Here is a 19,979-nt window from a genome sequence, read left to right as displayed (position 1 = left end):
CGGGAGGCGGATTCTCCACGGTCGCTCGTTTCATGCTCTCGCCGCCCCCATCTGCGGAGCAGGGCCAAAGGTCCCGCGCGTGGCCGGGACGACGCACGTCCCCGCGTGCAGAATGGTGCGGGCAGCGCTAGAGTTCCCCGGGTTGCGACGTGTCTCCGGGGACGTACCCGAAACCGCCCGCAGGAAGGTCTGACAGTGCTCTGGTCCCTCTTGGTCCGCCACCTGCGGCCCGCGTGGCCCCTCCTGGTCGCCGTGATCCTGTTCCAGCTGGGACAGTCGATCGCGTCGCTGCTGCTGCCGACGCTCAACGCGGACATCATCGACAACGGCGTGGTCACGGGTGACATCCCCTACATCTGGTCGATCGGCGCACTCATGCTCGGCATCACGCTGGCGCAGGTCGCGTGTGCGATCGCCGCGGTCTATTTCGGGTCGAAGCTCGCGATGGGCATGGGACGCGACCTGCGCGCCGCGCTGTTCCACCGCGTGGTCGGCTTCTCGCAGCGCGAGGTCGGCCAGTTCGGCACCCCGTCGCTGATCACCCGCAACACGAACGACGTGCAGCAGGTGCAGATGCTCGTGCAGGTCACGGCCACGCTGATGGTCTCGGCCCCGATCCTCGCGATCGGCGGCGTCGTGCTCGCCATCCGGCAGGACGTCGGGTTGTCGTGGCTGATGGCGGTGAGCATCCCGGTGCTGTTGATCGCGGTCAGCCTCATCATCGTGCGCATGGTGCCGTACTTCCAGGCCATGCAGAAGCGCATCGATCGCGTCAACCAGATCATGCGGGAGCAGCTGACCGGCATCCGCGTCATCCGCGCCTTCGTCCGTGAGGACGAGGAGCGCGCACGTTTCCGCGGGGCGAGCGCGGGCGTCGCCGAATCGGGTCTGCGAGCCGGCAACCTGATGGCGCTGATGTTCCCCGTCGTCATGCTCGTCCTGAATGTTTCCAGCGTCGCCGTCATCTGGTTCGGCGCGTTCCAGGTGCAGGCGGGCGAGGCGCAGATCGGCACGCTGTTCGCGTTCCTGCAGTACCTCATGCAGATCCTCATGGGCGTCATGATGGCGACGTTCATGTTCGTGATGATCCCGCGCGCCGCGGTCAGCGCCAATCGCATCGGCGAGGTGCTCGCGACGGACTCGTCCGTGGTGACGGCGGCGTCGCCCGTCCACCCCGGGTCCGTCTCGGCCGACATCGTGTTCGACGACGTCGAATTCTCGTACCCCGGTGCGGCGGAACCGGTGCTGAAGGGCATCCGATTCCGTGTCGCACCCGGAACCACCACGGCGATCATCGGATCGACCGGCGCGGGCAAGTCCACGCTGGTCGGACTCGTCCCCCGGCTCTTCGACGCGACCGCGGGGGCCGTGCGCGTCGGGGGGATCGATGTACGCGAGTGGGACCCCGACGCGCTCTGGAAGATGATCGGTCTGATGCCGCAGCGCGCGTTCCTGTTCTCGGGAACCGTGGCCTCGAACCTGCGTTACGGCAATGCCGAAGCGAGCGACGAGGACCTGTGGTGGGCTCTGGAGATCGCCCAGGCACGCGACTTCGTGGAGGCGATGCCGCTCGGCCTGGATGAGCCGATCGCGCAGGGCGGTGTCAACGTGTCCGGCGGTCAGCGCCAGCGTCTGGCGATCGCGCGGGCGCTGGTGAAACGCCCCGACATCTATGTGTTCGATGACTCGTTCTCGGCGCTCGACGTGGCTACCGATGCGACGCTCCGGCGCGAGTTGACGGCTCGCGTCCCGAACGCGACGCGCCTGGTCGTCGCCCAGCGCGTCAGCACCATCCGCGACGCCGACCAGATCGTCGTCCTCGATCACGGCGAGGTCGTGGGAATCGGGAGACACGCCGAGCTGCTGGAGACGAACGAGACGTATCGCGAGATCGTCGAGTCGCAGGAGAGCGTGGAGGCTTCGGCATGAGCGATCGCGCCGCCACGTCGACCACCACGGCACCCCCGCCGCGCGGACCCATGGGCGGACGTGGGCCGATGGGCGGCATGGCCGGGCCCGTCGCGAAGCCCCTGAACTTCGGGGCGTCCGCCAAACGCCTGCTCGGCACCCTCCGGCAGGACAGGGCACGCCTCGTGCTCGTGATCGTGCTGGGGGTGCTCAGCGTCGGTCTCATGGTCACGGGGCCGAAGCTGCTCGGTGAGGGCACGAACATCGTGTTCTCGGGATTCACGTCGCTGCAGTTCACCTCCGGTACGACCAAGCAGCAGGTTATCGACCAGCTCGTGGCGGCCGGTCAGACCCAGCAGGCCGACATGCTGCGGACGATGGACTTCGTCCCCGGTGCCGGGGTCGACTTCGTCCAGCTGAGTCAGATCCTGCTGCTCGTGCTCGCCGTGTACGTCTTCGGGAGCGTCTTCGCGCTCTTCCAGGCGCGCATCCTCAACGGGGTCGTGCAGCGCGCGATGCATCGTCTGCGCCTGCAGGTCGAGGACAAGATCCACCGTCTGCCGCTCAGCTACTTCGACCGCGTGCAGCGAGGTGATCTGCTGAGCCGCGTGACCAATGACGTCGACAACATCGGGCAGTCGCTGCAGCAGACGCTCTCGCAGGTGATCACGTCGCTCCTGACCGTGGTCGGCGTGCTGCTGATGATGTTCCTGATCTCACCGGTGCTCGCCCTGATCGCGCTCGTGACGATCCCGCTGACGATCGTGATCACCGTGCTGGTGGCGCGACGGTCGCAGAAGCTGTTCGTCGAGCAGTGGAAGCAGACCGGCGTCCTCAATGCGCGCGTGGAGGAGACCTACTCCGGGCACGCCCTCGTGAAGGTCTTCGGACACCGGGGCGAGGTCGAGGCGGCGTTCGGCGATGAGAACGCCCGCGTGTACCGGGCGAGCTTCGGGGCCCAGTTCGTCTCGGGCATCATCATGCCCAGCATGATGTTCGTCGGCAACCTCGTGTACGTCGCGATCGCGGTCGTCGGCGGGCTGCAGGTCGCGGCCGGGATGATCTCGATCGGAGACGTCCAGGCGTTCATCCAGTACTCGCGTCAGTTCAGTCAGCCGCTCAGCCAGCTCGGCTCGATGGCGAACCTGCTGCAGTCCGGGGTCGCGAGCGCGGAGCGCGTGTTCGAGCTGCTCGACGAGGACGAGCAGAGCGCCGACCCCGACGATGCCGAGACGGTTCCCGAATCGGCCAGCGAGCTGGAGTTCCGGGATGTGTCGTTCCGGTACACGCCCGACAAGCCCCTCATCGAGGGGCTGAACCTGACGGCCCAACCGGGCAGCACGGTGGCGATCGTCGGGCCGACCGGGGCCGGCAAGACGACGCTGGTCAACCTGATCATGCGCTTCTACGACGTGGATGAGGGGTCGATCGCTCTCGGCACGGCGGAGGGCGACGCGGTCGACACGCGCCGGATGACGCGCGACGACCTGCGTTCCCGCACCGGCATGGTGCTTCAGGACACGTGGCTCTTCGCCGGAACGATCCGCGAGAACATCCTCTACGGTCGCCCCGAGGCGAGCGAGGAAGACCTGGTGGCCGCCGCATCCGCCGCCTATGTCGACAGGTTCGTGCACATGCTGCCGGACGGCTACGACACCCAGCTGGACGACGAGGCGACGAACCTGAGCATGGGGGAGCGGCAGCTGATCACGATCGCTCGCGCGTTCCTGGCCGACCCCCGGCTGCTGATCCTCGACGAGGCGACGTCCTCTGTCGACACGCGCACCGAGCTGCTCATCCAGCGGGCGATGTCACGACTGCGCGAGAATCGCACGGCGTTCGTGATCGCCCACCGCCTCTCGACGATCCGCGACGCCGACATGATCCTGGTGATGGAGAGCGGGTCGATCGTCGAGCAGGGCAACCACGCCGAGCTCCTCGCCGCGCGGGGCGCATACTGGCGTCTCTACAACGCCCAGTTCGACGCACCCATGAGCGAAGAGGTGGAGCAGGATCCGTTGACGGGAGCCGTGCAGGTCCTCGGCGAGGACGTCGTGCCGGAGCCGGAGCCGGAGCGCTGACTCGACGTCCGTTCAGCCGCGCGCACGCGCAATGACCAGCGGGGTATGCGTCTCGGGGTCTTCGATCACGCGGCACGGCAGGTCGAAGACCCGCTCGACGGCGTCCGCCGTCAGGACCTCCGTGGGCGGTCCGTCGATCACCACGTGACCGTCGCGCAGCGCGATGAGCCGGTCGGCATACCGCGCCGCGTGGTTCAGGTCGTGCAACACGGCGATGATCGTGCGGCCCTGCTCGCGATTCACGCGACGGAAGAGCTCCATCGCGTCCATCTGGTGCGCGATGTCGAGGTAGGTCGTCGGCTCGTCGAGCAGCAGCACGCCCGTGTCCTGCGCGAGCGCCATCGCGAGCCAGACCCGCTGACGCTGCCCGCCCGACAGTGTGTCGATGTCGCGCGCGGCGAGGTCGACGACACCCGTCGACTCCATCGCGCGCCGCACCGCCGTCTCGTCGTCCGGCGTCCACGCTGCGAAGGCACCGCGGTGCGGGTATCGTCCCCGCGCGATCAGGTCCACGACGCGCACCCCCTCGGGGGCGACGTTGCTCTGCGGGAGCATCCCGAGCTCCCGCGCGAGTTCTCGAGGAGTCCGGTCGCGCAGATCGCGACCGTCGAGCATGATCGTGCCGGATGCCGGACGCATCAGACGGGCGATCGCGCGCAGGAGCGTGGACTTGCCGCAGCCGTTCGGGCCGACGATGGCGACGAACTCTCCGGCGCGGATGTCGAGGTTGAGCGCGTCGACCACGGTCCGGTGACGGTCGTACGCGATGCTCACCGAACGCAGGCCGAGCGCGTCCGTCGGCTGAGATCCGGCGCTCACAGCAGCCCCTTCTCGGCGAGCAGCTCTTCCGCGCGGTCGGCTTGCGTATCGTCGTCGTCCGTCGACGCGTAGACCTCTTCGAGCCGCCGGTGGAACGCCTCGCCCGCGGCCTCGTACCGCGCGAGCCAGCGATCACGATCGCGGCGCCAGTAGCCCATCGTCGTCCAACGGTCGGTGGGGCGGCGCAGTTCGCGGCGCAGGCGATGGCGCACGGCGCGCATGTCGCTGGCCTCGCCCGCGAACCAGAGATATCCCGGAGTGTCGGGATCGGCCTCGGCGCGGACGAGGGTCTCGGGCACGAGAGCGTCGGCCTCGACCCAGCGCACCGTGTCGCCGTCGCGGAGGGGGAAGTCCTGCCGGTCGGCGGGGTCGTCGACGCTCAGCACGACGTGGACGCGAGCGGATGCCGAGGCATCCGTCGCCTCGTACCGTTCCTGCATGATGCGCCCGATCGCGGGAAGAGCCGTCGCGCCGCCGCACAGTCCGATCCACTCCGAATCCGCCGGAGGCCGGTAGTGCCCGCGCGGCTCGTCGAACGCGACCTCGTCGCCGATCTCTGCGCGCCCGGCCCATTCGGTCGCGGGGCCCTCGCCGTGCAGCAGCAGATCGATGTCGAGCTCGCCGACCTCCGGTCGCCACGCCCGCGCCGTGTAGTACCGGGGCACGGGTTCGCCATCGCGAGAGGGCACCACGAGTGCGAAGAACTCGTCCGCGTGCACGCCGAACCTCGGCGGTACCCCGTCGGCGGGGATGATGTCGGAGACCGTCACCCGCACCATGTGCGGGGTCACGATCTGGCGCCGGATGACCCGGCCCCGGTGCAGGGCTGCAGTCTCAGTCATCGAGTCGTCCTTTCGCGCGTGGTCAACAGCCACGCCAGGTAGATGCCGCCGATGCTCACCGTGACGAGACCGGTCGGAATGATCGTGGGTGCGAACAGCCGCGCCGAGATGAGGTCGCTCAGACACAGGAGCAGGGCCCCCGTCAGGGCCGACGCGCCGAGCGGGATCGTCCCGGATCGCCACAGCCGCCGCGCGATCTGCGGGGCGGCGAGGGCGACGAACCCGATGGGCCCCGTGATCGCGGTCGCCACCGCGATCAGGGCGACCCCGAGGATCATCGCGCCCCAGCGGGTGGCCGCGGGACGCGCACCGAGGGCGGCGGCGCGCTCGTCGCCGAGCTCGTACGCGACGAGCGCCCGGGCCATCCCCGCCGCGATGGCGCCCGTGACGGCGAGCGTCAGGATCGCCGGAACCAGCCACTGCGCGTCCACGCCGTTGAGTGAGCCCGTCGCCCAGATCGCGGCCGACAGAGCGACGAGGTCGTCCGAGCGCAGGACGAGCACGGTGTTCACGGCCGACAGCATGGCCGTGACCGCGATGCCCGTCACGACGAGTGCGAACCCGTGTACACCGGCCCTGCTGCTGAGAGCGAAGGCGAGGACGGCCGCGGCGAGTCCCCCGGCGAATGCGCTGGTGGTCAGGGTCAGCACGCTCACCGCGCCGGCGTTCATCACGAGCAGCACCCCGGTGAACGCCCCGGTCGAGAAGCCGAGGATGTCGGGGCTGCCCAACGGGTTGCGGGTCACGATCTGGAACAGGGCACCCGAGAGAGCGAGCATGGCACCGACCGCGATGCCGAGCAGCGCCCGGGGGAGTCGCCACTCCTGCACGACCAGGACGATGCCGGGTTCACCCCGTCCGAACAGGGCACGCAGCGCGTCACCGATCGGGATCCCGAGCTCGCCGAGGGTGAGTGTGCCCGCGGTCACCGCCGCCAGCAGCAGCGAGACGACGGACCACGCGAGGATGCGTCGGCGCCCGAGCGCCGGATCCGCCCGGGTCAGGGATCGCACGTTCACCGGCCCCTCCGTCGTCTCTGCACGAGGACGATCAGCATGGGCGCACCGAGAAACGCCGTGACGACCCCGAGCGGCAGCTCGCGCGGCGCGATGACCAGCCGGGCGATCAGGTCCGAGGCGAGGATCAGCACCGGGCCCCCGAGGGAGCTGTAGAGCAGGGCGCGGGGCTGGTCGGCGCCCGTGAACCGCCGCAGGGCATGCGGCACGAGCAGCCCCACGAACGCCACGGGCCCGACCGCCGCGGTCGCCGCGCCACACAGCAGGACGATGCACACGAACGCGAGGCCGCGCACGCGCGAAACCCGAGCGCCGAGGGTATGCGCGGCGTCTTCGCCCAGCACGAGGAGATTGAGGCCGCGGCCGCTGCCGAAGGCGATGATCAGGCCCACGGCGATCGCCGCGAGGGCGATGAGCGAGCTCGAGAGATCCCGTGCCGCCAGTGAGCCGGCCTCCCACACGCGGATACGGGAGTAGTCGCCGGGATCGACGAGGCTGAGCGCCTGCGTGAACCCCGACAGCACGGCGCCGACGGCGACACCGGCGAGGGCGAGTCGCGCGATCGAGGTGCTCGTGCCGACCGCGCCGAGCAGGGCGACCACGACGCTCGCCGCGGCTGCCCCCGCGAAGGCGAACCAGAGCGTCTGGTCGAAGGCCTCCACGCCGAGCACCACGAAGGCGAAGACGACCGCGAAGGACGCGCCCGCGTTGACGCCGAGGATTCCCGGATCGGCGAGGGGGTTGCGGGTCAGGGCCTGCATCACGACCCCGGCGACCGCGAGTGCGGCTCCCACCCCGATCGCCAGGACCGCGCGGGGGAGCCGGAGGGTCTGCACGACGATCGCCGTCTGCGACCCGTCGGGCGAGATGAGCAGCGACAGCGCCTCGACCGGCGAGAGCATCGGGGTTCCGACGCAGAGGGTGGCGAGCGAGAGTGCCAGGATCAGGGCCACCCCGATCGGGAGGATGACGAGCGGGGAGGGCCGCCGCGCGGTGCGACGACCCTCCTCTGCGCTCCGCAGGGTGGACGTGGTCACTCGCTGAGGGGCTCCAGCACCTTCTCGGTCAGCTCGTCGATCCAATCCTGCGCGGTCTCGTAGTCGGTGACCGACGACGTCAGGGCGTAGATGTTGCCCGACTTCGCGACGTCCAGAGTCTGGAAGATGTTCGAGTCGATGATCTCTTGGATGCCCGTGGGTATCACCCCGTCGGTCGCGGCGAACGTGAGCGCCTGCGTCACACCATCGAACACGGTCGGCAGTTGCTCGAGCGGGAGCGCGACGTAGCCGCGTCGCTCGGCGTCTTCGATCTGAGCGCCCGGGCCATAGGCCAGACCCATCTCATTGACGACCAGGTTGCCGGTCGAGCCGGTGGGGAGCTGCACCGAGAACTGACCGGCCTCGTCGCCGAACGAGAAGTTGATCCACACGTTCTTCTCGATCACGTCGGCGTACTTCTCCCTGGTGCTGTCGCGCAGTTCTTCATAGGCCGTCTTGCTCGCCTCCCAGACCGCGGTGGTGCCCGTGGCCTCGGCAGCCTGCTTTGTCAGCGACTGCCAGTCGCCGCGTGCGCCGCCGCCCAGGATGACGGTGGGTGCGATGTCGCTCAGGCGTTCGAACGTCGCCTCGTCGACCTCGTACGCATCGCCGATGATCAGGTCGGGCGTGGCGGAGGCCAGCGCCTCGAAGTTGACTTCGCCGAAGGTACCGATGTTGGCGGCATCCGCGATGAACGCCTGCTGCTCGGGCGTGTAGCTGTCGAGCCACCTCGAGTAGTCGATCGTCGCGATCGGCTGGACGTCGAGCGACATCAGTTGCCACGGGGTGTCGTACGAGACGGCGGCGATCCGGTCGGCGGAAGCGGGGACCTCGACGTCACCGTAGACGGTCGTCATGGTGAACGTCTCGCTGGAGTCGGTGTTCGAGTCGGTGTTCGCGGCGGGGGAGCCGGCGTCGGATGCGCAGCCGGTGACGAGCGCGAGGGTCGCGGCCAGGGCGACGAACGCCCCGATTCGACGGGAGATGGGCACGGGTACTCCTCGATTAGGTAAGGGTTACCTAATTATCGAAGATGGTGACGACCGAGTCAGGCCGAAATCCTGCGCCAACGGGTCGAGTAGTCTCGCGATTCGGTCAGGATGCCCGACTGCCTCGGACGAAAGCAAGGGGGGTGACGCCGGTCTCCCGTCGGAACGCCGTCGTGAAGGCGGACGGTGACTCGAAGCCCACACTCCGCGCCACGGACGCGACCGCGCTTCCGGCCGCGAGGTCGGCCATCGCCGCCTGCACGCGCAGGCGGGTGCGCCACTCCGAGAAGGCCATGCCCGTCTCGGCCTGGAAGCGCCGGGTGAAGGTCCGCACGCTGACGGCACACGACGCCGCCCATTGCTCGACCGTGCGATTGTCGCGCGGCGACGCGGCCAGAGTCGTCGTGACATCCCGCAGCCAATGGGTGCTCGGCTGCGGCAGTCCGGTATCGGCCTGCGCATCCACGCTGAGCAGGTCGAGCGCGAATGCCTCCGCGCGCTCGCGTCGGTCAGGCCTGCGCTCTGCGTCGAGGTGACGGAGCACGCCATCGAGCAGGGCCGAGGTCGTCAGAACCGTCGGCTGCGTGAGGGCGTCGGGCAGGGCGGATGTCTCGAACCACGTGCACCGCATCGTGTTGCCCGCCCCCGCACGAACAGCGTGGGGGCATCCCGCGGGGAGCCAGATCGCCGAACCGCGGGGCAGTACGTGGATGGCGTGCTCGGTTGCCACCGTGATGCCCTGTGTGATGGCCGACAGCAGTTCATGCGCGTCGTGGGTGTGCTCGGGCCAGAACTGCCCCTCCGAGGGAAGCCGCGGGGTGACGATCTCGACCGACAGCAGCGACGGTTCGGGGGTGGGCGTCACGAGAGGGTGCCGCCGATCCACACGCCGAGTGCCGCTGCGAGCGTCGTGGCTGCCAGCACGCCGAGGCCGTTGACGGCGCCCGCCAGCCACTTGCGTTCCTGGAGCAGGCGCACGGTCTCGAAGCTCGCCGTCGAGAACGTCGTGTATCCGCCGAGGAACCCCGCGCCGACGATCGCGTACGAGGCATCCGAGACCAGGTGACCCGCCGCGAGTCCCGCGAGGACTCCGAGCAGCAGTGACCCAGTGACGTTGATGATGATCGTCGCCCAGGGGAAAGCGCTCGAAACGCGGGTGCGGATGATGCCGTCGAGCGCGAGTCGCGCTGCCGCACCCAGGCCGCCCGCGAGGGCGACGAGCGCGAAGATCAGGGGGGTCACCGGTCGTCCTCGGTCGCGACGCCGAGCGTGCGTCGGTGGAACGCGGCCGCGATGGCGATCCCCGCCCAGGTCGCGACCGCACCGATCAGCACGGTTCCGACGCCGTACGCCAGACCGGGTGCGGGCGAGCCCGAGCCGATCAGACGCGCCGTGTCGGCGGCGAGGGCGCTGTACGTCGTGAAGCCGCCCATCACGCCCGTGCCGACCAACAGGCGCACGCGTCGACGGCCGCCGTGATCGGGGCCGCGGCGCACGAGGGACTCGAGCAACAGGCCCAGCAGAAGGGCGCCGGTGATATTGACCGCGAGAATGGCGTACGGGATGCCGTCGATGGGCGGGAACGTCAGGCTCAGGGCCTCGCGAGCCGCGGTGCCGAGCGTGCCGCCCGCGAACACCAGCAGAAGGGCGCTCGGACGAAGGTGGATGGGTCGCGGTGCACCGCTCGCCGACTCCGCTGCATCGAGGTCGGGATCGAGGGGCAGATCCTCGTCGTTTCCGTTCATGTGTCGGGCTCATCCTGCCAGATGCACGACGGGGTCGCGAACGGTCGGACGCATCCATCCGGTGGGAGTCGGAGCACCGCGGCGATCCGGTCCCGGGCTATCGTCGCAGGAGGCGCGACCACCGGAAGCCATGCCGGGACGCGGCGCCGCGGAGCAAGGGAGCACCATGACATTCGAGTTCGGCATCTTCGACTCGTTCGACCTGGGGCGGGGCACGCCCGGAGAAGTGATCGATGCTCGCCTGCGGCTCGCCGTCGAGGCCGAACGCCTGGGCTTCGGGCACTACCACGCGACCGAGCACCACGGCACCGACCTGTCGGTCATCCCCTCACCGAACCTCTTCCTCGCGGCACTCAGCCAACGCACCGAGCGGATGCGGATCGGGGCGATGGTCTACGTCCTCCCGGCGTACGAACCCCTGCGCCTGGCCGAGGAGATCGCAACGCTCGACCACCTCTCGGGCGGGCGCGTCGACCTCGGGGTCGGCAGCGGGATCAGTCCGATCGAGCTGGGGTACTTCGGCGTCACGGATGACGCGGCGCGCGGCCTCTACGACCGGGCCCTGGTCGCGCTGCTCGATGCCTGGACGACCGGTGTGCTGAAGCATCCGGAGCATCCCGATCGCGAACACGCGTCGCTGTCGGTCCTGCCCGTGCAGCAGCCGTACCCGCCGCTCTGGTACGCCTCGAGCAACCCGCGCACGGCGGAGTGGGCAGGCCGCAACGCCGTCAATTTCCTCGGTCGTTGGAACGCGGGGGAGTTCGTGCAGACGGTCGACGCCTACTGGAGCGCCTGGCGAGATGCGGCGGGCGACGAGGGGCGACTGAACGCCCATGTCGACGGCACGCCACGGGTGGGACAGACGACGTCGGTGCTGATCGGCGAGAGCGATGCGGCGGCACGCGACCGGTTCCTCGCGGTGCAGGAGTTCTACGCCACGCGCGTTCTGCGCCTCTGGCACGACCACGGCATCTCGACCTTCGACGCCGGGTTCGAAGGCGCCGTCATGCTCGAGCGCGGCACCGCGATCGTCGGCACGGCCGCAAGCGTCCGGGATCAGATCGTCGCGCAGCTCGAGCTCGTGGACGCCAACATGCTCGAGGTGCAGCTCTACCAGGGCGACATGGACGTGGACGAGAGCCTGTCGAACCTGCGCGCCTTCGCGGGCATCATGCCGGACATCCGTTCCGCGGCCGATGCCCTCGCTCGTGGGACGGACCGCGTGGCCCTCGCGGGCGCCGCCGATGCCCGTGTGACGACGCCGTGATGGGAAGCGATGCCGTGTTGGGAAGCGATGCCGTGTTGGGAAGGGACGCCGTGACGGGGAACGATACCGAGACGGGGACGGATGCCGTGACCGGGAAGGGACGCCGCCGATGAACCCCGTGCACACAGAGACGGACGTCATCTACGCGTCGATCGCGGGTCGCGAGTTGCGATGCGACCTGCACTGGCCGGTCGTCACCCCCGGTCCTCTCACCGTCGCCATCTACCTGCACGGCGGAGGATGGGCGCGAGGTTCGCGCGCCGATCGTGCGGAGGAGAGGCTGGCGCCGGTCGCGGGGGCGGGAATCGCGGTGGCGTCGATCGAGTACCGCCTGTCGCGCGAGGCGCGGTGGCCGGCACAGCTCGACGACGTGCGCGCGGCCATCGACGCCGTCCCGCGCCTGTTCGCCGACCGCGGGGTCGCGGTCTCGGGACGCATCGCGCTCTGGGGCTGCTCGGCGGGCGGACACGTGGCGCTGATGGCGGCCCTGACAGCGGCAGAGACCGGTGAAGCCGGAGCAGGGGCGGTCGTCGATGCGGTCGTCGCGTGGTTCCCGCCGACCGACCTGACGCTGATGACGGATGCCCCGGCCTCGCCGGGCGCCCGGATGCCCGCGTTTCTGCCGCCCGGCGCGGCGATCCCGCCCTTCGAGCGCATGCTGCTCGGGCTGGGCGAGGAAGAGGACGACGAGTCGGTCGCGCGCCTGCGGGATGCCAGCCCGGTCTCCCACGCGGCGCCCGACGTGTGTCCCGTGCTGTTGATCCATGGTGACGAGGACGCCCTGATTCCCGCATCTCACTCCGACGCCCTGCGCGACGTCCTGCTGACTGCGGGCTCGCCCGTGTCGATGCTGCTCGTGCGCGGAGCGACCCACGAGGATCCGCTGTTCGACGCTCCCGCCGTCCTCGGTGCGACGGCGGCGCACCTGAAGGGCTCGGCGTAGCGGCAGCCTAGGTCGTGGGTCCGGCTTCCGGGGCTTGCGCGGACTGCGGACTGGTCGGTTGCCCGTCCAGCCCGCGCCGCAGCGCGTCCACGGCGGTAGCCTCGCGACCCTTGCCGGAGGCGGCCGCTGCCGCGTCGAGGCGGACGAGGAGCTCGGCCGGGACGTCGAGGATCAGTCGCGCGCCGTCGTCCGGCCGTCCCCGCACGACGAGTCCGATGATCGGTACCGCGATCGTTCCGATCACGTCGACGATCGCGATCACGCCGAAGAACCGCCAATACCCCGTGTCCGCGCCCGGGATGTCGCCGTCGGTCAGGATCGGCAGCCACAGCATGATCGCGACGATCACCGCAGCGACCAGCGTGATCGCGAGACCTATGCGTACGATCGCGCGGGTTGATGACGCGTAGCGGAGAAGCAGGTTGGCCTGCGCGAGTGTGACCGCGAGGATCGTCAAGAAACCGAGGGCGCGGAACCACTCGCTCGTCGTTTCGCTGACGTTGAACCACGACCAGATCAGCACGAGCGCGGGCACGAGCGCGGCGACGCTGGCGGCGATGCCGATGTAGCCGACGACCCGGAACCGGTGCGAGGCGATGGCGAGGTGGCACAGCGCGGTGAGTCCGAAAGCGGCGACGGCCAGCGTCGTGAGCAGGATGCGGCTCTGCGTCTCGCCGAACTCGCCCGAGAGCAGGGCGACGATCCCGAGCACCCCGGCCAGCAGCAGCGACACGATCACGACGACGATCGCCGCGCGTCGCAGGCCCCGAACGGCGGGCGGGGTGTGTGTCGTGCTCTCGGTGCGAGGAGTCATGCTCCCAGGCTACGGGGCAGGCCCCGACCCGTCATCACGTCTCTGATACGCCACCAGGTCCGGACTCGTGATCAAGCCCCGTCGTCACGAGGTGCGTTGTACGAGCACCACGCTGTCGAGCAGAACGGCCTGCGAGCCGTCCGGGGCCGTGGCGGCGCGCTCCCGTACCTCGCAGACGAGCGTCTGCCACCGTGTCGGGTCGAGGTGGAGTGCCGCGAGGTCGCCCTCGGGGGTCGGGAAGACGACGGCTCGCATGTGTTCGGGCGGCGCCCAGGCCGGCGGCGCGGCATGCCCGACGATCAGCAGCCGTCCGTGCAGTGCGACGAGCTCCGTCGCTGCGCGCAGGATCTGCTCGCGCGGCAGGTGGACGGGGGACTGCAGGAAGGATGCGGTGACCAGATCGTAATCGTCAGTTTTCGCATCCGGATCCGTGCCGGTGTCCGTGTCGGTGTACGTCGACAGGTCGGACACCACGAACGTCGTACGCGCGGTCAGCCCACGTGCGGTGGCAGCCGTCCGGGCCCGGTCGATCGCGGTCGGCGAGAGGTCGACGCCCGTAGCGTGCCATCCGTTCTCGGCGAGCCAGATGGCGTCGCCCCCTTCGCCGCATCCGAGGTCCAGGGCGCGGCCCGGTTCGAGGTCGCGCGCGATGGCTTCGAGCGTCGCGTTGACGCGCCCCGACCAGGCCTCGAGCATCCGATCGTGCGGTTCGGGCGCGCCGCCCGTGAAGATCGCGTCGATCTCGACGACGGTCCCGTCCTCGAGCCGGACCCCGGTGAGGGTGTTGCCGCTGCCGAGAACCTCGACGACGGCCTGGTCGACGATCCGGATTCCCCGAGCACCGAGCCGAGTCCGTGTCGGTGCGTCGAGGGTCGGGACGAGTCCCGCGAAGAGCACCACGTCGTTGCTCCACTGGCGAAGCAGTTGCACCTGGTGGAGTGCCATGGGCGAGGTTGCGAGCACGCCCAGGCGCCGGTCGCGCACTTCCCAACCGTGGCAGTAGGGGCAGTGCAACACGCTCGTGCCCCAGCGTTCGGCCAGCCCGGGGATGTCGGGGAGGCGATCGGTGATTCCCGTCGCAACGATGAGCGTGCGAGCGGCGTACGACGTCCCGTCGTCGGTCGTCACGGTCAGGTCACCCGGGTCCGGTTCGCCCGAGTCGTCGACGCGTGTCACCGAGGCATCCATGAACTCGACACCGATGGCGGATGCGTCGGCGCGGCCGATACGGAGCAGCTCGGCGGGGTCGATCCCCTCGTGTCCGAGCACGGCGTGCATGTGCGAGGCGAAGCGGTTGCGCGGTTGACCCGCGTCGATGACGAGGACGCGGCGGCGTGCGCGCCCGAGCATGAGTGCGGCGCTGAGGCCGGCGACGCCCCCGCCGATGATGATCGTGTCCCAGGGCTCGCTCGCGGAAGCGGTGACGTGATTGTGCATGACCCCAGCGTGGCGCTGCGCGTGTCAGAATAGCAAACGGGTTTGCGGTATTGGCAAGTACGGCGAGTGAGGGATGGACATGGCGGACGGTCTCGATCAGGTCGGAGCACGGCTACGGGCCGCCCGCCATGCGCGCGGTTGGACCCTCGAGGAATTGGCCACGCGTTCGCAGATGTCGGTCAGTACGCTGTCGCGACTCGAGTCCGGCAAGCGTCAAGCCAGTCTCGAGTTGCTCGTGCCGCTGACCCGGGAACTCGGAGTACGGATCGACGATCTCGTCGCTCCGCCGACCGTTGACCCTCGCGTGCGGCGCTCGGTGATCCATCGGGATGGCATGGTGATCGCACCGCTCGCGCCCGAGGGTTCGTCAGTGAATACGTACAAGATCACGTATTCGCCAGATCCGGACCGATGCGCCGAATTGCGTGTTCATGACGGCTACGAGTGGCTGTATGTCCTCGCGGGAAGATTGAGGTTGCGGCTCGGGGAGCAGGATCTCGTGCTTTCGCGGGGTGAGGCGGCGGAGTTCGACACCCGCATCCCGCACGCGATCGGTGCCGCGGGCAATCGGCCCGCACAGATCATCAGTATCTTCAACGAGTCGGGCGCGCGCATGCACACGCATGGCGCCGTTGCGGTTGCAAAGGATGCAGAGGTTCACGCTCCCTGAGCCTGTGCGCGCCGGAGCCTCGCGCGGCGGGGCCGGACAGGGCACGTCGCTCACTTCGACACACACAGTGACGGGGCACAACCGCTCACTTCGACACACGCAGTGACCGGGCACGGTACAACCGTCACGGCGACATACTCTGTGGCCGGACACGCACAACGGGTCACTTCGGCGGGCTCCGTGGCTGGGCGTGCGGGCGCAGCGACCCCATGCCTAGAAGGGTGGTGGGTCGGTGTTGGGGGTGAAGTGGACTGCCGGGGGTGGTTTGTCGATGTAGACGTGCCCACCCGGTGAGGTCCATTCGAGGATTCCGCGGCCGAGTTGTCGGACGGTCCAGCCTGTTTCGCCTTTCAGGGTGTGGTGTCTCTTGCAGAGGCACGCGAGGTTGCAGGCATCCGTGGGCCCACCCAATGCGTAGTCGTGGGTGTGGTCGCGGTCGCATCGGTGTGCGGGTTGCCGGCAGCCGGGGAACCGGCAGTGCTGATCCCTAGCGCGCAGGAACCGTTTCATATCCACCGAGGGTGTGTATCGGTCGACGGCGAGAACGCACCCGGTGATCGGGTCGGCCAGGACCCGTTCCCACCCCGTCGCGTGTCCGGCGAGAGCGCGGGCGGTGGCGGGGTCGATCGGGCACCGCCCGGCCAGTTCCGCGGGTTCATCGGTCACCCCGGCCAACGCGAGAGCGGGAACGGTGACGTTCACGATCGCCCGGATCGCACCCAGCCCGCCGAAGCCGTCTGAGAGTCCCACCCCGGTTTCGGCGTCCGGAGCACACGTCAAGACCATCTCCGCGACCAGATCCGCACGGATCTGATCCAGGGTCCGGGTGTCCGTGGGGTCGGCGTTCTTGATCGCCTTTGCTTGTTGTGTGATCCGGTCGTGCATCGCGTGCGCCAACACCGCGGGCTGCACAGAGGTGAACTCCGCCATCCCGTCCCCGATGTCCCGCACACACGCACCCCGCGAAGCACGCGCCTCCCGGTGCCGCTCCGCCAACGTCCGCGGCTGCAACGCCTCCGCGAGCCGCGCCAACGCAGACCCCAAACGGCCGGGCGTGGTTCCCTCTGCCCGGGCCAACGCTGCAGCTTCGAACTTCGACCGCGCCTCCGCATCCACAAGCGGGAGTCCGTGTTCCATGATCACCGCAACATGCCCCGCACCGATACGCCCCGCATCCCACGCGTCGAACGTCACCGGGAACGCCTCGGCCAACACCGCGGCGTCGTTCATGCGGCGTTGCACCGTCCGGTCGGACATGTTCGCCGCGACACCCAGCTCCGCCGCCAACGCCCGCACCGGCAACTCCGCCTCACGCGACGAGGTCGACACCAGCTCGGCAACGCGCCGCATTCCGAGGTCGGCTGCATCCGCCAGTACTCGCGCCTGCGCCGCTTGCGCCCGCGCCACCGCCCGCGACGCCTCCGCAAACCGCACCGCGAGATCACGCGCGGCAACATCGACGTCGGCCATGTCGACGTCGGCCATGTCGACGCCCACGGTGTCGGTGGGAGCGAAGCTGTTCGAATGCATGTTCGAAACTCTACGGACGACCACCGACATCCGACGCCCGAAAAGCACCGAAATCACGCCAAAACCGAGCGCGAAAGATGAGAGTTCTCACATACTCACAGAGACGCGCGAATCAGCGACCGAGCGCGCTCACGAGATAGCTGCGGCGCGCACTGCGCCCAGATGCCGCTCTCGTTCTGCGCCATCGATGAACGCCGCCTCGAAGGAGTTCTCGATGCATCCGAGCAGGATGTCTCGCGGCGTGCCGATCTCCTCGAGGGCGGCGAAGTTCGCCCCGATCTGGCCTCCGAAGTACGCGGGGTCATCGCTGGAGATCGTCGCGACGACGCCCGTCTCGAGCATCGCAAAAAGCGGGTGCTGCTCCATCCGATCGACGGCGCGCAACGCGACGTTCGACAGCGGGCACACGTTGACGGGAATCCGCTCGGCCGCGATGCGCTTCAGTAGCTCCGGGTCTTCGACCGCGCGCAGGCCGTGGTCGATCCGCTCGACGCGGAGGTCGTCCAGAGCCTGGCGAACGTACTCGGGGTCGCCTTCCTCGCCGGCGTGACACGTGCGGTGCAGGCCATCCGCCGCGGCGCGGGCGAAGACATCGCGAAACAGCACGGGCGGGTAGCCGACCTCGGTCGAATCGAGCCCCACGCCGATGATCATGTCGCGGAACGGGGCGAAGTCGGTCAGCATCTGGTCGGCGGCCTCGGCCCCGAGATCGCGCGTGAAGTCGAGGATCATGTCGCACGAGAGACCCTCGCGACGCGCCTCGGCGAACGCGGCGCCGTAGCCCTCCATAACGGCGGCGAGTGGTACGCCCGCGCCGACGTGCGTCATCGGGTTGAAGAACGACTCGGCACGGGTGACGCCGTTCTCGCGCGCGCGACGTAGGTAAAGTGCCGCGAGGTCGTAGAAGTCCTCGGCCGTTCGCATGACCGCGAGGTTGTCGAAATAGACGTCGAGGAAGTCCTGCAGCTCGCCGAATCGGTAGCGGGCGTCGAGCACGGCGGGATCGTACGTCGGCAGCGCAACGCCGTTCCGGCGCGCGAGCGTCACGAGAAGCTCGGATTCCAGTGCCCCCTCGAGGTGCATGTGCACCTCGGCCTTGGGGATCAGAGGCGAGGAGGCGGGATGCGTCACAGCGCGGCCTCGACGCGCGCCTGCTCGCGCGCGGCCGCGGTGTTCTTGACACCCGCGCGCGACCCGCGCAGCTTCGCCTGCACGTGCTCGGCGACGGTCACGGGTTCATAGATGGGCTCGGAGTGCTCGAGGATCGACGGGAGGGTGCGGATCGTCGCATCCGCGTTCCAGTCATGGAAGAACGCGGCCGAGCGGCGGCGCTTGATCGTGCCGTTCACGATCGGCGGCTTGACGCGGTGCAGCGTCGACATCCATTCGTCGTTCGTGACGCGGGCCGCGATGTCGCCGAGGTTGATCAGCAGGGCGCCCTCGGCGGGCATGACATCGTGCCAGTGCCCGTCGCGTCCCAGCACCTGCAGGCCCTCGACGCGATCCGCCCAGAGCACCGTGACCATGCCGTAGTCCGTGTGCTCGCCCATTCCCGTGAGGTCGGCGCCGAGCTCGATGCTGCCCGGGGGCAGCGCGTAGTTGTTCATGCGCAGGACGTTGATCGGATGATCCGATACGGCGCCGAACACGGACCGGTCGACGCCGAGCGCGTCGGCGAAGGCGTCCTGCAGCGTGTATGCCACACGACGAGCCTCGGCGAAGTAGGTCGTGACGCGCTCTTCGAATCCGGGGGTGTCGGGCCACGTGTTGGCGGCGTAGTCGCCGGTCGTGTCGACGAAGCCCGGAAAGTCGGCCTCGGAGCTGCCGATGTTGAACGCCTCGAAGAAGTCGTTCATGCGCGTGACGGGATCGACGCCCAGGGAGTAGCTGAGCGACTCGCTCTTGGGCGGGCTGTACCCGCGGTTCTCCTTCGCGGGTCGCTTCCACGCCTTCTTGGCCTCGAGCTCCTGGCCGAAGAAGTCGTCCATCGCCTGGGCCAGGCCGTCCGTCACCGCGGTCGGCACGCCGTGCCCCACGATCTGGATGAAGCCGACGGTGCGGCAGGCGTCATCGAGTGCGCGCGCGACGGCGGCCTTGTTCTCGGCGCTGGAATCGGTCACGTAGGCAGAGATGTCGACGGTCGGGACGACGAAGGTTTCGCTCATATGTTTGATTGTACAGAGCAATCAATGATTGCTTGTGTAAATAACTTGTTACGAAGAATCCGGCACCACGCCGGACGGAGCGTCACGCATCGGGGGAGTGGACGAGCAGGATCGTTGCGCTATCCGGTCCGATCACGCGCCACACGTTCCGCAGCTCCCCGGGGTACGTCATGGCGTCGCCCGTGCCGAGCTCCCACTCGCCCTGGCCCTCGATCGTCACGATGATCCGGCCATCCGCGACGTACACGAGCAGCTCGCCATCCGACTGGAACCAATCGCCCATGTCGTCGTCCGCGCCCACGATGTACTCGGTCGCGACGACGCGACGGCCCGAGGCTGTGAGGATGCGTCCGATCCCCGCGGTCGCGGACTCGGTGACCGGCACCCGGCGTGCGTCCTTGCGCCGCTGGACGTGGATCGACGCGGGCCCGACCTCGGCCGGCATGAGTTCGGCCGCAGACAGGCCGAGTGCCCCCGCGAGCCGGTAGAGGGTCAGCATCGAGGGGAGCGTGTGGCCGTTCTCGATCTGACTGAGGAACGGCTGGCTGATCCCGGCCTCGGCGGCGAGCGCACGCATCGACAGCTTCCGATCGGCGCGAGCGGATGCCACGGCCCGGCCGATCGCTGCGGCGATGCTCGTCTCGGCACGATCATCGTCGGTCGCGTCTGGGTCCGCAGCGGGGCGGGGGATGTCTTCGCTCACCGTCTCAGGCTAG

General features: G+C 69.1%; 19 protein-coding genes. 5 read left to right on the top strand and 14 right to left on the bottom strand.

The features are described from left to right. The first annotated feature begins 195 nt into the window (after positions 1 to 195). Positions 196 to 1,929, top strand: a complete 1,734-nt coding sequence (locus CGU35_RS08970) for an ABC transporter ATP-binding protein (RefSeq protein WP_100811139.1) — start codon at positions 196 to 198, stop codon at positions 1,927 to 1,929. Beyond that, positions 1,926 to 3,989, top strand: coding sequence for an ABC transporter ATP-binding protein (locus tag CGU35_RS08965; RefSeq protein WP_100811138.1), 2,064 nt, complete (start codon positions 1,926 to 1,928; stop codon positions 3,987 to 3,989). Before CGU35_RS08970 ends, CGU35_RS08965 begins: the two co-directional genes overlap by 4 nt. A 12-nt stretch (positions 3,990 to 4,001) precedes the next feature. On the opposite strand, the gene CGU35_RS08960 is transcribed toward CGU35_RS08965, so the two are convergent. The 8 genes from CGU35_RS08960 to CGU35_RS08925 form a co-directional block, all read right to left on the bottom strand. After that, positions 4,002 to 4,808, bottom strand: coding sequence for an ABC transporter ATP-binding protein (locus CGU35_RS08960; protein ID WP_100811137.1), 807 nt, complete (start codon positions 4,806 to 4,808; stop codon positions 4,002 to 4,004). Then, positions 4,805 to 5,650, bottom strand: a complete 846-nt coding sequence (locus CGU35_RS08955; RefSeq protein ID WP_100811136.1) for a siderophore-interacting protein — start codon at positions 5,648 to 5,650, stop codon at positions 4,805 to 4,807. The genes CGU35_RS08960 and CGU35_RS08955 overlap by 4 nt, the downstream gene beginning before the upstream one ends. Further along, positions 5,647 to 6,669, bottom strand: a complete 1,023-nt coding sequence (locus CGU35_RS08950; RefSeq protein ID WP_100811135.1) for a FecCD family ABC transporter permease — start codon at positions 6,667 to 6,669, stop codon at positions 5,647 to 5,649. Before CGU35_RS08950 ends, CGU35_RS08955 begins: the two co-directional genes overlap by 4 nt. Further along, complete coding sequence (locus CGU35_RS08945; protein ID WP_198519535.1) at positions 6,666 to 7,703, bottom strand: FecCD family ABC transporter permease; 1,038 nt, start codon at positions 7,701 to 7,703, stop codon at positions 6,666 to 6,668. Before CGU35_RS08945 ends, CGU35_RS08950 begins: the two co-directional genes overlap by 4 nt. After that, positions 7,700 to 8,695 (bottom strand): ABC transporter substrate-binding protein, encoded by a 996-nt coding sequence (locus CGU35_RS08940; protein ID WP_100811134.1) that lies wholly within the window; start codon positions 8,693 to 8,695, stop codon positions 7,700 to 7,702. The genes CGU35_RS08945 and CGU35_RS08940 overlap by 4 nt, the downstream gene beginning before the upstream one ends. A gap of 103 nt (positions 8,696 to 8,798) precedes the next feature. Next, positions 8,799 to 9,557: a helix-turn-helix domain-containing protein gene (locus CGU35_RS08935; protein WP_181003344.1), complete on the bottom strand. Its 759-nt coding sequence runs from the start codon at positions 9,555 to 9,557 to the stop codon at positions 8,799 to 8,801. Next, positions 9,554 to 9,934 (bottom strand): fluoride efflux transporter FluC, encoded by a 381-nt coding sequence (locus CGU35_RS08930; RefSeq protein ID WP_100811132.1) that lies wholly within the window; start codon positions 9,932 to 9,934, stop codon positions 9,554 to 9,556. Before CGU35_RS08930 ends, CGU35_RS08935 begins: the two co-directional genes overlap by 4 nt. Then, entirely contained in the window at positions 9,931 to 10,437 is a 507-nt protein-coding gene (locus CGU35_RS08925; RefSeq protein WP_181003345.1) for a fluoride efflux transporter FluC, read from the bottom strand. The genes CGU35_RS08930 and CGU35_RS08925 overlap by 4 nt, the downstream gene beginning before the upstream one ends. 166 nt (positions 10,438 to 10,603) lie before the next feature. Here CGU35_RS08925 and CGU35_RS08920 point away from each other — a divergent pair, with 166 nt between their 5' ends. Then, a complete protein-coding gene (locus CGU35_RS08920; protein ID WP_157813924.1) occupies positions 10,604 to 11,704 on the top strand; it encodes an LLM class flavin-dependent oxidoreductase in 1,101 nt (366 codons plus the stop codon). A gap of 109 nt (positions 11,705 to 11,813) precedes the next feature. Next, complete coding sequence (locus tag CGU35_RS08915; RefSeq protein ID WP_100811130.1) at positions 11,814 to 12,647, top strand: alpha/beta hydrolase; 834 nt, start codon at positions 11,814 to 11,816, stop codon at positions 12,645 to 12,647. 7 nt (positions 12,648 to 12,654) lie between these two features. On the opposite strand, the gene CGU35_RS08910 is transcribed toward CGU35_RS08915, so the two are convergent. Both CGU35_RS08910 and CGU35_RS08905 read right to left on the bottom strand, forming a co-directional pair. Next, positions 12,655 to 13,461: a hypothetical protein gene (locus CGU35_RS08910; RefSeq protein ID WP_100811129.1), complete on the bottom strand. Its 807-nt coding sequence runs from the start codon at positions 13,459 to 13,461 to the stop codon at positions 12,655 to 12,657. 84 nt (positions 13,462 to 13,545) lie between these two features. Then, a complete protein-coding gene (locus tag CGU35_RS08905; RefSeq protein WP_100811128.1) occupies positions 13,546 to 14,898 on the bottom strand; it encodes a bifunctional NAD(P)/FAD-dependent oxidoreductase/class I SAM-dependent methyltransferase in 1,353 nt (450 codons plus the stop codon). Between the two features lie 79 nt (positions 14,899 to 14,977). Here CGU35_RS08905 and CGU35_RS08900 point away from each other — a divergent pair, with 79 nt between their 5' ends. Then, the gene (locus CGU35_RS08900; protein ID WP_100811385.1) at positions 14,978 to 15,568 is read left to right on the top strand and encodes a helix-turn-helix domain-containing protein; all 591 of its coding nucleotides are present in this window, start codon (positions 14,978 to 14,980) and stop codon (positions 15,566 to 15,568) included. A 213-nt stretch (positions 15,569 to 15,781) separates the two neighbouring features. Here CGU35_RS08900 and CGU35_RS08895 read toward each other — a convergent pair whose 3' ends face one another. The 4 genes from CGU35_RS08895 to CGU35_RS08880 form a co-directional block, all read right to left on the bottom strand. Then, positions 15,782 to 17,098 carry an HNH endonuclease signature motif containing protein gene (locus tag CGU35_RS08895; protein WP_157813923.1) on the bottom strand — a complete coding sequence of 439 codons (1,317 nt, stop codon included), beginning with the start codon at positions 17,096 to 17,098 and terminating at the stop codon, positions 15,782 to 15,784. 129 nt (positions 17,099 to 17,227) lie between these two features. Beyond that, a complete protein-coding gene (gene add, locus CGU35_RS08890; RefSeq protein ID WP_219811456.1) occupies positions 17,228 to 18,229 on the bottom strand; it encodes an adenosine deaminase in 1,002 nt (333 codons plus the stop codon). Continuing rightward, a complete protein-coding gene (locus CGU35_RS08885; RefSeq protein ID WP_100811126.1) occupies positions 18,226 to 19,263 on the bottom strand; it encodes an isopenicillin N synthase family dioxygenase in 1,038 nt (345 codons plus the stop codon). Before CGU35_RS08885 ends, add begins: the two co-directional genes overlap by 4 nt. An 82-nt stretch (positions 19,264 to 19,345) precedes the next feature. Further along, entirely contained in the window at positions 19,346 to 19,966 is a 621-nt protein-coding gene (locus CGU35_RS08880) for a helix-turn-helix domain-containing protein (protein ID WP_100811125.1), read from the bottom strand. Positions 19,967 to 19,979: the final 13 nt, after the last annotated feature.

Origin of the sequence: Microbacterium sp. BR1 (assembly GCF_002812725.1) — a bacterium.
Lineage (GTDB): Bacteria > Actinomycetota > Actinomycetes > Actinomycetales > Microbacteriaceae > Microbacterium.
Note: the sequence above shows the minus strand (reverse complement) of the source record. Positions and strands in the feature narration are given on the sequence as shown.

Excerpts from the sequence above, each read along its gene's own strand:
- CGU35_RS08965 (WP_100811138.1), top strand. The coding sequence starts at position 1,926 with ATGAGCGATCGCGCCGCCACGTCGACCACCACGGCACCCCCGCCGCGC.
- CGU35_RS08955 (WP_100811136.1), bottom strand. The coding sequence starts at position 5,650 with ATGACTGAGACTGCAGCCCTGCACCGGGGCCGGGTCATCCGGCGCCAG.
- CGU35_RS08925 (WP_181003345.1), bottom strand. The coding sequence starts at position 10,437 with ATGAACGGAAACGACGAGGATCTGCCCCTCGATCCCGACCTCGATGCA.
- CGU35_RS08920 (WP_157813924.1), top strand. The coding sequence starts at position 10,604 with ATGACATTCGAGTTCGGCATCTTCGACTCGTTCGACCTGGGGCGGGGC.
- CGU35_RS08915 (WP_100811130.1), top strand. The coding sequence starts at position 11,814 with ATGAACCCCGTGCACACAGAGACGGACGTCATCTACGCGTCGATCGCG.
- CGU35_RS08910 (WP_100811129.1), bottom strand. The coding sequence starts at position 13,461 with ATGACTCCTCGCACCGAGAGCACGACACACACCCCGCCCGCCGTTCGG.
- CGU35_RS08905 (WP_100811128.1), bottom strand. The coding sequence starts at position 14,898 with ATGCACAATCACGTCACCGCTTCCGCGAGCGAGCCCTGGGACACGATC.
- CGU35_RS08900 (WP_100811385.1), top strand. The coding sequence starts at position 14,978 with ATGGCGGACGGTCTCGATCAGGTCGGAGCACGGCTACGGGCCGCCCGC.
- CGU35_RS08895 (WP_157813923.1), bottom strand. The coding sequence starts at position 17,098 with ATGCATTCGAACAGCTTCGCTCCCACCGACACCGTGGGCGTCGACATG.
- CGU35_RS08885 (WP_100811126.1), bottom strand. The coding sequence starts at position 19,263 with ATGAGCGAAACCTTCGTCGTCCCGACCGTCGACATCTCTGCCTACGTG.